Origin of the sequence: Duganella sp. CF402, assembly GCF_900109645.1 — a bacterium.
Taxonomy (GTDB): Bacteria; Pseudomonadota; Gammaproteobacteria; order Burkholderiales; family Burkholderiaceae_D; genus Rugamonas.
Genome location: NZ_FOBG01000001.1, coordinates 2659787 through 2674377, shown reverse-complemented (window position 1 = coordinate 2674377; position 14591 = coordinate 2659787). Strand labels below are relative to the sequence as shown.

15 protein-coding genes are annotated in these 14591 nt (G+C 63.2%); 9 read left to right on the top strand and 6 right to left on the bottom strand.

Features of this window, described 5'->3' with window-relative positions; genetic code table 11:
• Positions 1-7 precede the first annotated feature (7 nt).
• Positions 8-1018 (top strand): FAD:protein FMN transferase, encoded by a 1011-nt coding sequence (locus BMZ70_RS11960; protein ID WP_092274120.1) that lies wholly within the window; start codon positions 8-10, stop codon positions 1016-1018.
• A complete protein-coding gene (locus BMZ70_RS11955) occupies positions 1015-2376 on the top strand; it encodes a sulfite reductase subunit alpha (RefSeq protein WP_092274117.1) in 1362 nt (453 codons plus the stop codon). Before BMZ70_RS11960 ends, BMZ70_RS11955 begins: the two co-directional genes overlap by 4 nt.
• Before the next feature lie 31 nt (positions 2377-2407).
• Here the strand turns inward: BMZ70_RS11955 and BMZ70_RS11950 are convergent, their stop codons facing one another.
• The 6 genes from BMZ70_RS11950 to BMZ70_RS11925 all read right to left on the bottom strand — a co-directional run bounded on the left by BMZ70_RS11950 (position 2408) and on the right by BMZ70_RS11925 (position 6756).
• Complete coding sequence (locus tag BMZ70_RS11950; RefSeq protein WP_092274114.1) at positions 2408-3703, bottom strand: DUF2325 domain-containing protein; 1296 nt, start codon at positions 3701-3703, stop codon at positions 2408-2410.
• Between the two features lie 17 nt (positions 3704-3720).
• Complete coding sequence (locus tag BMZ70_RS11945; protein ID WP_092274112.1) at positions 3721-4053, bottom strand: hypothetical protein; 333 nt, start codon at positions 4051-4053, stop codon at positions 3721-3723.
• Positions 4054-4163: 110 nt separating this feature from the next.
• A complete protein-coding gene (gene hemP, locus BMZ70_RS11940; protein ID WP_175500774.1) occupies positions 4164-4367 on the bottom strand; it encodes a hemin uptake protein HemP in 204 nt (67 codons plus the stop codon).
• 189 nt (positions 4368-4556) lie between these two features.
• Entirely contained in the window at positions 4557-5348 is a 792-nt protein-coding gene (locus tag BMZ70_RS11935; protein WP_092277785.1) for a Crp/Fnr family transcriptional regulator, read from the bottom strand.
• Between the two features lie 203 nt (positions 5349-5551).
• On the bottom strand, positions 5552-6196 hold the full coding sequence (locus BMZ70_RS11930; RefSeq protein ID WP_090176109.1) for a response regulator: 645 nt from the start codon (positions 6194-6196) through the stop codon (positions 5552-5554).
• Between the two features lie 92 nt (positions 6197-6288).
• Positions 6289-6756 (bottom strand): universal stress protein, encoded by a 468-nt coding sequence (locus BMZ70_RS11925; RefSeq protein ID WP_092274106.1) that lies wholly within the window; start codon positions 6754-6756, stop codon positions 6289-6291.
• A gap of 268 nt (positions 6757-7024) precedes the next feature.
• Here BMZ70_RS11925 and BMZ70_RS11920 point away from each other — a divergent pair, with 268 nt between their 5' ends.
• The 7 genes from BMZ70_RS11920 to asd all read left to right on the top strand — a co-directional run bounded on the left by BMZ70_RS11920 (position 7025) and on the right by asd (position 14524).
• A complete protein-coding gene (locus BMZ70_RS11920) occupies positions 7025-7858 on the top strand; it encodes a protein phosphatase CheZ (RefSeq protein ID WP_092274103.1) in 834 nt (277 codons plus the stop codon).
• Entirely contained in the window at positions 7858-9759 is a 1902-nt protein-coding gene (locus BMZ70_RS11915) for a chemotaxis protein CheA (RefSeq protein WP_092274100.1), read from the top strand. Before BMZ70_RS11920 ends, BMZ70_RS11915 begins: the two co-directional genes overlap by 1 nt.
• Positions 9760-9948: 189 nt before the next feature.
• Positions 9949-11352 carry a 3-isopropylmalate dehydratase large subunit gene (gene leuC / locus BMZ70_RS11910; protein ID WP_092274097.1) on the top strand — a complete coding sequence of 468 codons (1404 nt, stop codon included), beginning with the start codon at positions 9949-9951 and terminating at the stop codon, positions 11350-11352.
• A 49-nt stretch (positions 11353-11401) separates the two neighbouring features.
• Complete coding sequence (locus BMZ70_RS11905; protein WP_092274095.1) at positions 11402-11527, top strand: entericidin A/B family lipoprotein; 126 nt, start codon at positions 11402-11404, stop codon at positions 11525-11527.
• A gap of 48 nt (positions 11528-11575) precedes the next feature.
• Positions 11576-12223 (top strand): 3-isopropylmalate dehydratase small subunit, encoded by a 648-nt coding sequence (gene leuD, locus BMZ70_RS11900; protein WP_092274092.1) that lies wholly within the window; start codon positions 11576-11578, stop codon positions 12221-12223.
• A gap of 11 nt (positions 12224-12234) precedes the next feature.
• Complete coding sequence (gene leuB / locus BMZ70_RS11895) at positions 12235-13305, top strand: 3-isopropylmalate dehydrogenase (RefSeq protein WP_092274089.1); 1071 nt, start codon at positions 12235-12237, stop codon at positions 13303-13305.
• A gap of 91 nt (positions 13306-13396) precedes the next feature.
• Entirely contained in the window at positions 13397-14524 is a 1128-nt protein-coding gene (gene asd, locus BMZ70_RS11890) for an aspartate-semialdehyde dehydrogenase (RefSeq protein ID WP_092274086.1), read from the top strand.
• Positions 14525-14591: the final 67 nt, after the last annotated feature.

Genomic DNA, 14591 nt, shown 5'->3' with positions numbered 1-14591 from the left:
GGCAGCGATGCGCCGGGTACTTCTGCCGCACGTCATTTCGGACGACCCGGCGCCAGCAGGCGGCGTGATCCGCGACTACGCTGGCCGCAGCATGGGCACCAGCTGGTCGGTGCGGCTGGTGGCCGCAGCCGATGCCGTATGCGACCACCTGCAAGACGGGCTGCAGCAGCAACTCGATACCATCGTGGCCGAGATGAGCCACTGGGAGGCCGAGTCGGACCTCGGCCGCTTCAACCGCGCTTACGCCGGCAACTGGCAGGTGTTGCCGCCGGCGTTCTTCGACGTGCTGTCCTACGCGATGGAGGTGGCGCGCGCGTCCGGCGGCGCTTACGATCCGTGCGCCGGTTCGCTGGTCAATCTGTGGGGCTTCGGCCCGTACGGACGTTTCGATCAGCCGGATTTTGTACCGCCATCCGCCGATGAAATCGCCATCGCCCGCGCGCAACTGGCGGCGCGGCCGGTGCAATTGCAGCGCGAAGGCCGCCGCGCCTTGCAGCCGGGCGGCGTGCAGCTGGATTTGTCGGCCGTGGCCAAGGGCTACAGCGTCGACCGCCTGTCCTACTATTTGAAAACGCAGGGCTTTGAACACCATCTGGTAGAGGTGGGCGGCGAGCTGCGCGGCGCTGGCGTCAAGCCGGACGGGCAGCCGTGGTGGGTGATGCTGGAACAGGTCACCGGCGCCGAGATGGACGAACTGGTGCTGGCGCTGCACGGCTTGTCGGTCGCCACCTCGGGCGACTACCGTCGCTACTTTGAAATGCATGGCCAACGCTATTCCCACACCATCGATCCGCGCAGCGGCATGCCGATCGCCAACGACCTTGCTTCCGTGACCGTGGTGCACCCGCAGTGCATGGCGGCCGATGCGTGGTCGACCGCGCTGACCGTGCTGGGCAGCCGCGACGGCCTGCAACTGGCCGAGCAGCAAGGCCTGGCCGCGCGTTTCGTGGTCCGCCAGCCGGACGGCGGTTTTACCGAACACCTGAGTTCCCACTTACGCAGCATGCTTGACGAATGATCTGGACCAACGACCCCACCCGATTGATGCTGGTGGCCGGCATGGGCGCGGCATACGCGCTGGTGTGCCTGGCGCCGTATTTGCGCACGCGCCGCAAGCGCCTGGCCGCCGCGCGCGCCAAGGCTGAAGCGGCAGATGCCGGCTGGATCGTGGCCTATGCGAGCCAGACCGGCAATGCCGAAGAACTGGCGCAGCAAACCGCCGCCACCTTGAAGCTGGCCGGGATCCCGGTGCGGCTGGCGGAATTGTCCGAGCTTGGCGCGGAAGATTTGCAGGGCGCAGAGCGTGCGCTGTTCCTGGTCAGCACTTATGGCGAGGGCGATGCGCCCGATGCCGCCGCCGCCTTCGCGGGCCGCTTGATGACCACCTCGCTGCCGCTGGCGCAGCTGCACTACGCGGTGCTGGCGCTGGGCGACACGGCCTATGCGCAGTTCTGCGGCTTCGGCCGCGCGCTGGACCAGTGGCTGCAGGCGCAAGGTGCGCAGAGCTTGTTTCCGCGGGTTGAAGTGAACCGCAGTTCGGACGCGGCGATCGGCCAGTGGCGCCAGCAACTGAGCCATCTGGCCGGCACCAGCGATGCGCCGGACTGGAGCGCGCCGGCGTTTGAAGCATGGTGCTTGAGCGAGCGCGTGCAGCTGAACGCGGGCAGCGCCGGTGAGCCGATTTATCACCTCGAGCTGGAGCCGGCGAGCGGCGTGCTGCCTGCGTGGCAGTCGGGCGATCTGGTACAGGTGGCGGCGCCGGCCGATCCATCGCGCGCGCGCGAGTACTCGATTGCCTCGATTCCGGCCGACGGCCGCGTGCATCTGCTGGTGCGCCTGCATACCCATGACGATGGCAGCCACGGCGTGGCGTCGGGCTGGCTGACGCAATCGGCGGCGCTCGGTGCCAGCGTGCAGTTGCGTCTGCGCCAGCATCAGCGCTTCCGTTTGAATGGCAACGCCGAGCGTCCGCTGATCCTGATCGGCAACGGCAGCGGCATCGCCGGCTTGCGCGGTCACCTGAAAGCACGTGCGCTGGCGGGGCAGGGCCGCAACTGGCTGCTGTTCGGCGAGCGCAACGCCGCCCACGACTACCACTATCGCGCCGAGCTTGATGGCTGGCAGCGCGATGGCGTGCTGGAAAAGCTGGACATGGTGTTTTCGCGTGACCAGGCCGAGCGGCGCTACGTGCAGGATCGCCTGGCCGAGCAGGCGGCCGAGGTGCGCGCGTGGGTGGATCAGGGCGCGGCCATCTATATTTGTGGCAGCCTGGAAGGCATGGCGGCGGGTGTGGACGCGGCGCTCGAAGCAACGCTCGGCCGCGACGGTCTGGACGCGCTGGCGGCAGCAGGGCGCTACCGCCGGGATGTCTACTAGCGCGTCGTCCCCGCGCAGTCGGGGATGACGGCTAGTCGGCGCCGGCTTGTTCCAGGCCGCGCGCGAGGCTGGAGATGGATGGGTTGTCGATGAACACGCAACGCTTGCCGTTGCGCTTGCAGTAGTCTTTCACGCGCCAGTAGGCGCTGTGGCTGATGCAGCCGGTCTGGCAGATCACCAGGTCCGCCGCCGCCAGGCTCGCCTCTAACCGGTTGGCGTTATCTTCCAGCCCGCCATCGTGGTGCGCGAACTGCGCGCCTTCACGCTCGATCAGCTCGCGGTAGCTGGCGACGTTGCCGTTGCGCCCGCCCACGCACAGTACCGCGCGGTCGTTCAGGCGCAGCGGCATTTTCATCACATGTTCCACCACTTGCCGCGCCGCTTCCTGCACCGGCGCCGCTGGCGCCTCCACCGCGCGCGCCAGCTCCAGCTTCAGCTCGTTGATCTGGTTGCGCATGGCGCGTTCGCGGTCTTCCATCTGGCCCAAACGCTCGGCCAGCTTGGCGCGCGACTCCAGTCCCGGGATCGACTCGCGCAACTGCTCGAGCTCGATCTTCAGCGAATCGATCATGCTGTCCTTGCCGACCAACTGCGCGCGCAGCTGCATCAGCTGTGCCGCGTGTTTCTCGGTGTCGGCGCTTTTCTCCGCCATCAGCACGGCGGCGCGCTGCTGCGCTTTGTTGAGGTCGTGCGCCAGGCGCTTGTTCTCTTCCAGCGTGGCGTTGAATTTGTTGATGTCGGCCCGCACGCATGCGCCGGCCTGGTGCTGCACCATGTGCAGGTCGCGGCACATTTGTTCTTCCAGTTCGGAGGTGCAGCGCGGATGCGTGAGGCCGGCCCAGAACGCGCCCGCCACGTCGCCGTTGGCCACGGCGGTGCGCCACAGCTCGGCGACCTGTTCGGTGGTCTTGGCGTTGCGGAAGCGCAGCAGCACGCCGGCGTAGCGGCGCTCCAGCTCCTTTTGCAGCGCTTCCGACAGGCGGTTGCGCGTGCCGCATTCGGTCACCGCGCCGACGTGCACTTCATAATCGTCGGCCACCACTTTACCGTTGGTGACTTTGTCGACCAGCTTGCGCAGCACGCCCAGCGGGAAGCCCACGCCCACCAGCGGGCAGTGGCAGGCATGGCCCAGTTCCCACAGCCGGCGGCGGCGCGAGGCCTGCGCTTCCGGCTCTTTCGCCAGCACATTCATCACGTTGTTGATGATGGGCTTGATGACTTGCTGCCTGGTCGTCTGCTCAGGCGGGCGCGGCATTGCCAGTGGCCCTGCCACCTGCGGCATGGCGGCGGCAACGATGGCCGCCAGCGGATCGTGTTTCTCGCACATGTGAGTCTGCTCCCCGCTCAGGCCACCGACGGCGCGGTGCGCGCACGCGCCATGATGCGGCTGAGGAAGTTGGTTTTTTCCTGTTCCTGGATATTGCGCTCGACTTCGCTCGCCCATTGTTCCGACAACTGCAGGCAGGTCGCGCTCAGCACCGGCGACAGTTCCGGCAGGCCGGCCAGCGCCTTCAGATGGCGCTCGATCACCGAGGCCAGCTTGACGCAGCCGCCGGCCGCTTCGCTGCCGGCCGTGTAGTGCGACATCAGATGCAGCACGGCGGACAGCATCAGTTCGGGATTATGGCCGCCATGCGATGGGGCGAGGAAAATCGGGTTGCTATGTTCGATGGCCATCAGACGCTCCTGGTGTGGAAAGAGAGTTTGGCTGGCGGTATGGCTGGCTACTCAAAGGGGAGAGTGGGCACGCGGCGGCGCGCCCTTTAACGCACAGTTAATCGAGGTAATTAAGCGGTGAGAATCAATTTATTGAGTTGGGTAATGCGCAGGCGGTAGACGCGGCCGCCGTGTTCGATTTCCATCTCGCGGCCGCCGTCCATCAGGCTGGCGCTGCTGACGCGCTTGACCGGCTTGATGGCTTGCACGGCGGCAGCCGTGGCGACTGGGTGGGCAGCGATGGCGGGTGGCATGGCAGGGGTAGTGGTAATCATCTTCGGCTCTCCTTAAATAAGAATGATTCGTATTTGCATTCATTATTGTGGAAGGCGCGACGGAATGCAAGTGTTTTTCCGTTGTAAAGACGATAAAAAACGGCCCGGTGCGAGACCGGGCCCAAGGCTGGGTAAAACGGGAGGTCGTACTGAAGTACTGCTGCTAAAGCTACTAAGTGCTGCGAGGTGCTACAAGGCCGCCAGCAACTGGCCGGACGGTACGGTATTGCCGCCTTTGCTGCGCGAGGCCGGACGGCTGCGCGTGCGCGAGGGAGGAAGGCGGCGCAAGGTTTTCAGCGCTTCCGGATCCTTGATGCCGATGGTGCGCTGGTCGACGCTGATCATGCCGATTTCGTTGAAGGCCGACAGCGTGCGGCTCACGGTTTCCAGCGTCAGGCCCAGGTAGCTGCCGATTTCGTGACGGGTCATGCGCAGGTTGAACAGCTTGCTTGAGTAGCCCATTTGCGCAAAGCGCTCGGACAGCGCCACCAGGAAGCGTGCCACCCTGGCCTCGGCGCTGAGCGCGCCCAGCATGCCGATCATGGCTTGCTCGCGCACCAATTCGCGGCTCATCACGCCGTACATCATGTTTTCCAGCTCGGGATGGATGCGGCCCAGCGTGGTCAGCTTCTTGAACGGCAGCAGGATCAGGTCGCAATCGGACAGCGCCACCGCTTCCGACGAGTAGTGGCGGGTATGGATGCCGTCCACGCCCAGCATGTCGCTCTTCATGGGAAAGCTCAGCACTTGCTCGTTGCCGTATTCGTCGATGAGCACGGTTTTGAGGAAGCCGGAATTGACGATGTACAGGGTGTCGAACGGCTGGCCGATGGTGTGGATGCGCTGGCCGGTCTTGAATTGCACGTGCTGGAACAGCACTTCTTCGTTGGCGACCGAGTTGGCCGCCGGGATGTGCAGCAAATCGCAGACTTCCTTGAGGTTCGACCAGAGCCGCCCCTGACGCTGGCGGCCGGCTTCCATCGACGACGATTGCAGCGTCGTCGTGGCCGGGCGAATTTCAGTCGTTTGCGTAGACAGCATGGTGATCTCTCCTGTTGTAGGTGCTGTGCGGTATGGTTTCAGTATGCCAACACAACAGGAGGATAGATATCAGCAACGGCTGAATGTGGACGTAGGAGTCGCACCAGTGAATGTAGGAGTAGTCCTACTCCTGAGCTCGCTCGTCAGGTCTTGAAGGGCGACAGCAGCCGGTGCGCCACCGCATACTGCACCATTTCCGATAGCGAGCTCATGCCCATCTTCTGCATGATGCGGGTCTTGTGGGTGCTGACGGTTTTCACGCTCAGGTGCAGGCTGTTGGCGATTTCGGTGATCGAGCGTCCGGCCACCAATAAAGAGAACACTTCGAACTCGCGGTCCGACAATTGTTTATGCAGCAGCGATTCGTGCGGCATCATGATGTTGAGCGCCAGTTGCTCGGCCACCTCGGTGGAAATATACGGCCGGCCGGAAGCGACCTTGCGGATCGCGCCCACCAGCTGGGTGCCGGCGCTTTCCTTGGTCAGGTAGCCCTGGGCGCCGGCACGGATGGCGCGCACCGCGTATTGCTCTTCCTCGTGCATGGTGAGGATGAGGATGGCCAGCTTGGGCGCCTCGGCCTTGATCTGGCGGATCAGGTCGACCCCGCTGCGGCCAGGCATGGACAAGTCCAGCAGCAGCAGGTCGAAACCGCCCTGGCGCACATGACCCAGCACCTCGAAGCCGTCGATGGCTTCGCCCACAATGTCGATGTCGGGAGCGCCGTCGAGGATGCGTTTGAGGCCTTCCCGCATGATGGTGTGGTCATCTGCAATGACAATACGAATCATAGAGGGCGGCCCAAGAAAAGTGATTAATGGTAATTGTTATTGCGATAGCATTAACCTTATGATCTTACTACAAAAAGGCCGCCGCACGCTTGTTATTTGCTACCCGGTTCTTTGATCAGGCGGTGGACCAGGACCGGAATTTTGCTGTTGTGCAATACCTTGTTGGTTACACTGCCCAGCAGCAGCTGGCCCCAGCCGCTGCGCCCGTGCGAACCGATGAAAATCAGGTCGCAGCCGTTTTGTTGCGCCACGTCGACGATTTTCAGCGCCGCGCTCTCGTGGAAGGCGGTCATGGCCTCGCAGCGGACGTTGCGCCTGGCACAGGAAGCGACCACGTCCTGGGTGTGCTCGTTGCCGGCGCGCTGCATGGCCGCGCGGTACTCGTCCTCGCTGGGGTAGCTGGGCGGGATGATTTCCACGTAAATCGGGTACTGGTACTCGGGCGCCACGAACAGCACCAGTACCTCGGCCCCGAGCTGCTCGGCGAACTGCACCCCGGCGCAGGCGGTTTTGCTGGAGACGGCCGAGCCGTCGGTGGTGATCAGGATTTTGCGGTACATGATGGACCTCCCTTTCTAATCAGCTCACAGCTTCATTGTAGTCGCGATTTACATTATTGATACTATGGAAAGACTTGATATTTATCAAAGAAAACTACTTTTTCCCGTACAGCCCGGTGTGGGCTTTTATGCTTTTTACAGGTTTTTTTTGCACTAAAGCACTACTTTTGTGTCACGCGGCATACTCCGTTGTTCTATCCAATGTTAGTATCTCCAAATACAGCTAGTTTAGGGCAGCAAATTTACCAAATATGGAGAAGCAGGGATTATGACTAACGCCGCTGACGATTTCGACGCACTATTTGAAGAAGTGTCCGCTCAGAGCAAATCCGCAGCGCCAGCTCCAGCCCCAGCACCCGCGCCGGCCGCTGCTGCGGAAGATGATCTGGAAAGCCTGTTCGAAGAAGTCGCAGCCGCCCGACCGCCCGATGTGGTCGCCTCAGCCGAGCCCGCTGCCGCGCCTGCTGCCGCAGCGGCCGCCGGCGCCGACGGCGAAGAGGGCGGCAAGGATGTGATGTTCGAGCGCCTGGGCGGCATCGTGCGCCTGCTGCACGATTCGCTGCGCGAACTCGGCTACGACAAGGCGCTGACCGAAGCCGCCACCCAGATCAGCGACGCCCAGGACCGCCTGGAATACGTGGCCTCGCTGACCGAACAAGCCGCCAACAAGGTGCTCAACACGCTGGACGAGGGCATGCCGGAACAGGACGTGCTGTCGAAGCAGTCGAAAGACATGGAAACCCGCTGGGCCGACCTGTTCGCCGGCAAGCTGAGCCTGGAACAGTTCAAGCAACTGGCCGGCGACTCGCAGAAATTCGCCGTGGCCGTGTCGGCCGCCACCGAGGCCGAGAAGGCCCGCCTGCTCGACATCATGATGGCCCAGGACTTCCAGGACATCACCGGCCAGCTGATCAAGAAGGTGGTGCACATCACCAAGACCGTGGAAGCGGAGCTGGCGCAGCTGCTGAAAGACAATGCGCCGCCTAGCGTCAAGGAAAAAATCGCACAGAAGGAAGTGTCCCTGATGTCCGGCCCGTCGGCTCCGACCGTGGCCCTGAATCAGGATAATGTTGACGACCTTCTTGCCGACCTGGGGTTCTAATGGACGATATGCTGAAGGATTTCGTCGTTGAGGCGATGGATCTGGCGGTCAACGTGGAGGAGCACCTGCTGCGCCTCGAACGCGACCCGGAGAATAAAGAGACGCTGAACGCAGTGTTCCGCTCGTTCCACACCATCAAGGGCGGCGCCGGTTTCATGGGGCTGCCGGCGCTGGTGGCGGCTTGCCACCTGACCGAAAACCTGTTCGACGCGCTGCGCACCGGCGCCGCGCCGGTGACGCCGCTGTCGATCGAGGCCGCGCTGCAAGCGTCGGGCTTCGTCGCCGACCAGTTGGCGGAGCTGAACGACGGCGCCGAGCCGAGCAGCTTGCCGGCCCTGCCGGGCGACCTGGAATCGCTGTTGAATGACGCCATTGCAGGCAAGTCCAGCGCCCCGGCCAAGCCGGCGGCTGCGGCTGCGGCTGCTGCTGCGCCAGCCCCTGCGGCTGCGGCGCCTGCACCTGCGCCGGTTGCGGCAGCAGCTGCCGTCCCGTCGGCCGATGGCCTCGACTGGGAAGGCATGTACGAAACCGTGATGCCGGCTGGTTCCTATACCCGTTCGGCGCCAGCGCCAGCCGCTGCCGCAGCCGCCCCGGTCGCCGCCCCGGCGCCGGCCGCGCCAAGCTCGGCTGAAATCGCCGCCGTGGCCGCCGAAGTCAAGGCCGCGCCGCGCCGCGAAGCCGCCGAGAAGAAGGACGAGCGTCCGCAATCGGCGCCAGCCAAGGAAGAATCGATCCGTATCGACGCCGTCAAGCTCGATGCGCTGCTGGAAGTGGCCGGCGAATCGGTGCAGGCCGCCAACCAGGCCGCCGTGCTGCTGGAACGCCTGATGCAGTTCAAGTTCGAAGGCCAGGCGCAGACGCTGATGTCGACGCTGGCCGAAACGCTGGAACGCGCCTCGCGCTACTCGACCGAACTGCAGCGCGCCACCCTGGCGACCCGCATGCAGCCAGTCGGCCGCCTGTTCCAGAAGTTCCCGCGCCTGGTGCGTGAGCTGGCCAAGGACCTGGGCAAGGAAGTCGATCTGAACATCGAGGGCGCGGAGACCGAAGTCGACCGCGTGGTGGTTGATTCGCTGTACGATCCGCTGGTCCACATGCTGCGCAACTCGCTCGACCACGGCGTCGAAACGCCGGAAGAGCGCGCGATTGCCGGCAAGCCGATCAAATCCTTCATCCAGCTCAAGGCATGGCAGGAAGCTAACAGTGTCATGATCGTGCTGCAGGATGACGGCAAGGGCATGGACCCGGTCAAGCTGCGCGCCAAGGCGCTGCAGAAGGGCCTGATCTCGGAATCGGCGCAGTTATCTACCGACGATTGCCTGCAACTGGTATTCTTACCGGGTTTCTCGACCAAGGAAGTGGCTTCGAGCGTGTCCGGCCGCGGCGTCGGCATGGACGTGGTGAAGACCGCCGTGGAGAAAAACCGCGGCGCGATCCAGATCGAGTCCGTGCTGGGCCAGGGCACCAAGTTCTCGATCCGCCTGCCGATCGAACTGTCGATCGTGCCGACCATGCTGGTCTCGACCTCGGGCGCCGCGCTGGCGCTGCCGATGGCCGTGGTGCAGCGCGTGGTCGAGCTGCCGGAAGTGTTCATGGAAGTGGGCGGCGCCCCGGTCCTCAAGGATCAGGGCCGTCCGCTGCCGGTGCGCTCGCTGGCCGACTCGCTGGGCTACGAAAGCTGCCGCGAGAAGGTGGGTATTGTTGTCTCGGCACCACAGCCATACATCCTGGCCGTGGAAGCGGTGGACGGCACTGCCGACCTGGTGATTAAACCGATGACCGCGATTACCGTCGAGGGCATTACCGGCACGGCGCGTTCCGCAGAGGGCGAGCTGGTGCTGGTGGTAGGCCTATCGTTCCTAATGGACGGTTGTCGAGGTAGTGTACGCATGGCGGCTTGATCAAGCGGATCAGGCCAGAAGGACCAAAAAGCCTGCGTTCACACGCAGGCTTTTTTTTATTTAGGGGTCATACCAAGTCGATCGGTATGCAGAAGGCGTCGGGCTCAAGAGGCTGGACAGCGGTGGCTGCTATTGCATTGCACAATATGGCATAATCAAGTTGGATAATCGTAGCAGTACAGAAATGACATCATGAAGACGCTTTACGACAAACTCTGGGAATCGCACGTGGTCCGCACCGAAGATGACGGCACCACCATCCTGTACATCGACCGCCACCTCGTGCACGAAGTGACCAGCCCGCAGGCGTTCGACGGCCTGCGCGCGGCCAATCGCCAGCCGTGGCGCCTGTCGGCCAACCTGGCCGTGGCCGACCACAACGTGCCAACCACCTCGCGCGCCGAAGGCATCGCCGACCCGGTTTCGCGCCTGCAGGTCGAAACGCTGGACAAGAACGCCAAGTCCTACGGCCTGACCTACTTCAACATGAACGACAAGCGCCAGGGCATCGTGCACGTGATCGGTCCTGAGCAGGGTGCCACCCTGCCGGGCATGACCGTGGTCTGCGGCGACTCGCACACCTCCACCCACGGCGCCTTCGGCGCGCTGGCGCACGGCATCGGCACCTCGGAAGTGGAGCACGTGCTGGCCACCCAGACCCTGCTGCAAAAGAAATCGAAGGCCATGCTGGTGCAGGTGGACGGCGTGCTGCCGGACGGCGTTACGTCCAAGGACATCGTGCTGGCGATTATCGGCAAGATCGGCACCGCCGGCGGCAATGGCTACTGTATCGAGTTCGGCGGTTCCACCATCCGCGCATTGTCGATGGAAGGCCGCATGACCGTCTGCAACATGGCAATCGAAGCGGGCGCCCGCGCCGGCATCATCGGCGTCGACGACACCACCATCAACTACGTCAAAGGCCGTCCGTTCTCGCCAGCCGGTCCGCAGTGGGATCAGGCAGTGGCTTACTGGCGCACCCTGCACACCGACCCGGGCGCCAAGTTCGATCTGGTGGTCACCCTGAACGCCGCCGAGATCAAGCCGCAAGTCACCTGGGGCACCTCGCCCGAAATGGTGCTGCCGGTCGACGGCCGGGTGCCGGATCCGGACCACGAAAAAGACAGCGTCAAGCGCAGCGCCATCGAGAAGGCGCTGGTCTACATGGACCTGAAACCGAATACCGCGATCGAAGACATCCGCATCGACAAAGTGTTCATCGGTTCCTGCACCAACTCGCGCATTGAAGATTTGCGCGCGGCAGCGGCGGTGGTGCGCGGCAAGCAGCGCGCGTCCAACGTCAAGCTGGCGCTGGTGGTGCCGGGCTCGGGCCTGGTGAAAGAACAAGCCGAGCGCGAAGGGCTGGACCAGATCTTCAAGGCCGCCGGCTTTGAATGGCGCGAGCCGGGTTGCTCGATGTGCCTGGCGATGAACGCCGACCGCCTGGAACCAGGCGAGCGCTGCGCATCGACCTCGAACCGCAACTTCGAAGGACGCCAAGGCCAGGGCGGCCGCACCCATCTGGTGTCGCCCGCGATGGCGGCGGCAGCCGGTATCGCCGGCCACTTCGTCGACGTGCGCGCACTGCACTGATTTATTAAAACGCGGCTGAGGCGCCGCATCAAACTAGATAGGAAATATCATGAAAAAGATCATCGCTCTGACCATTATCGCTACCTTCGCACTGACCGGCTGCAACACCGTTGCCGGCATCGGTAAAGACGTGCAAAAAGCGGGGCAGGCGGTCCAAGGCGCCTCAGGCCATTAACTGACTTGACGCGCCCGCGCTGCGGGCGACGTCGCATGAACGAAGATTATGGAAAAATTTACGATTTATGAAGGTTTGGTTGCGCCGCTCGATCGCGCCAATGTCGACACCGACGCCATCATCCCGAAGCAATTCCTGAAGTCCATCCACCGCACCGGCTTTGGCCCTAACCTGTTCGACGAGTGGCGTTACCTCGACCACGGCGAGCCGGGCATGGACAACAGCAAGCGTCCGCTGAATCCGGACTTCGTGCTGAACGAAGCGCGTTATCAAGGCGCCTCGATCCTGCTGACCCGCAAGAACTTCGGCTGCGGCTCCTCGCGCGAACACGCGCCGTGGGCGCTGGACCAGTACGGCTTCCGCGCCATCGTGGCGCCGTCGTTTGCCGACATCTTCTTCAACAACTGTTTCAAGAGCGGCTTGCTGCCCATCGTATTGAGCGAAACACAGATCGATCATCTGTTCAATGAAGTCAAGGCCTTCCCCGGATACAAACTGGTGGTGGATCTTGAGCAGCAGCGCATTTCCACCAGCAACGGCAGTCTCTCCTACCCATTCGAGATCGACGCCTTCCGCAAATACTGCCTGATGAACGGGCTCGACGATATCGGCCTGACCCTGCGTCACGCCGACACTATCCGTGGCTTCGAAGAGCGCCATCTGGCAAACCAACCCTGGTTGGCTAACGTCATCTAAAGAACGACAACATGAAAATCGCAATCCTCCCGGGCGATGGCATCGGCCCGGAAATCGTCACGCAGGCAGTCAAGGTACTGAACGCGCTGGGCGAAAAATTTGAGATGGAAACCGCGCCGGTCGGCGGCGCAGGCTATGAAGCCAGCGGCCATCCGCTGCCGGAAGCCACGCTGAAGCTGGCCAAGGAGGCGGACGCCGTGCTGTTCGGCGCCGTCGGCGACTGGAAGTACGACACGCTGGACCGCCCGCTGCGTCCTGAGCAAGCCATCCTCGGCCTGCGCAAGAACCTCGGCCTGTTCGGCAACCTGCGTCCGGCCATCCTGTATCCGGAACTGGCCGGCGCCTCGACGCTGAAGCCGGAAGTGGTGTCGGGCCTGGACATCCTGATCGTGCGCGAACTGACCGGCGACATTTACTTCGGCCAGCCGCGCGGCGTGCGCGAGTGCCCGGACGGTCCGTTCAAGGGCCAGCGCGAAGGCTTCGACACCATGCGCTATGCGGAAGGCGAAATCCGCCGCATCGCCCACGTGGCGTTCCAGGCTGCGCAAAAGCGCGACAAGCGCCTGACCTCGGTCGACAAGGCCAACGTGCTGGAAACCTTCCAGTTCTGGAAAGACATCGTCACCGACGTGCACAAAGAGTATCCAGACGTCGCGCTCGACCACATGTACGTCGACAACGCCGCCATGCAGCTGGTGCGCGCACCGAAGAAATTCGACGTTATCGTCACCGGCAATATGTTCGGCGACATCCTGTCGGACGCGGCCGCCATGCTGACCGGTTCGATCGGCATGCTGCCATCGGCTTCGCTGGACGCCAACAACAAGGGCCTGTACGAGCCGTCGCACGGTTCGGCGCCCGACATCGCCGGCAAGGGCATTGCGAATCCACTGGCAACCATCCTGTCGGCCGCCATGATGCTGCGCTTCTCGCTGAACAAGGTTGAGCAAGCGGACCGCATCGAAAACGCCGTCAAGAAAGTGCTGGCCCAAGGCCTGCGCACCGCCGACATTTACGAGGCTGGCACCACCAAGGTGGGTACCGAAGAGATGGGCAACGCGGTCGTTAAAGCCCTCGGCTGATGCACGTCGTCCCGGCGCAGGCCGGGACCCAATTGGATTCCGGCCTGCGCCGGAATGACGTCGGGATAGATAACTTAAAAGGAAGAGCAAAATGAAACTCGTAGGTCTGGTAGGTTGGCGCGGTATGGTGGGTTCGGTCCTGATGCAACGCATGCAGGAAGAGGGCGATTTCGCTCACATCGAGCCTGTGTTCTTCACCACGTCGAATCCGGGCGGCAACGCACCGGCGATGGCCAAGAACGAAACCAAGCTGAAAAGCGCCACCGACATCGACGAACTGAAAAAGTGCGAGATCATCATCTCGTGCCAGGGCGGCGACTACACCACCGAAGTGTTCCCGAAACTGCGCGCAGCCGGCTGGAACGGCTACTGGATCGATGCCGCATCGACCCTGCGCATGGAAAAAGACGCGGTCATCGTGCTGGACCCGGTCAACATGCACGTCATCAAGGACGCGCTGGGCAAGGGCGTGAAGAACTTCATCGGCGGTAACTGCACCGTGTCGTGCATGCTGATCGGCCTGGGCGGCCTGTTCCAGCACGGCCTGGTCGAGTGGATGACGTCGATGACCTACCAGGCAGCCTCGGGCGGCGGCGCGCAGCACATGCGCGAACTGCTGACCCAGTTCGGCACCATCAACGGCGCCGTCAAGCCGCTGCTGGACGATCCTGCATCGGCCATCCTTGAAATCGACCGCCAGGTGCTGGCCACCCAGCACGGCCTGTCGGCTGACGAGATCAAGCAGTTCGGCGCGCCGCTGGCCGGCAACCTGATCCCCTGGATCGACAAGGACCTGGGCAACGGCCAATCGAAGGAAGAGTGGAAAGCCGGCGCCGAGACCAACAAGATCCTGGGCCTGGGCGCGGACTTCGGTTCCAAGTCGATTCCAGTGGACGGCCTGTGCGTGCGTATCGGCGCCATGCGTTGCCACTCGCAGGCACTGACCATCAAGCTGACCAAGGACGTGCCGCTGGACGAAATCACCGACATCATCGCCTCGGCCAACCAGTGGTCGAAAGTGGTGCCGAACACCCGCGAAGCTTCGGTGCATGACCTGTCGCCAGCGGCCGTGACCGGCAGCCTGACGATCCCGGTCGGCCGTCTGCGCAAGATGAGCATGGGTCCGGACTACCTGTCGGCCTTCACCGTCGGCGACCAGCTGCTGTGGGGCGCTGCCGAACCACTGCGCCGCATGCTGCGCATCGTGCTCGACCAGTAAGTCTTAATCTGCACAAGAGAAGGGCTTTTTCCTATGTGTTCTCATAGGGGAAAGCCCTTTTGTTGGT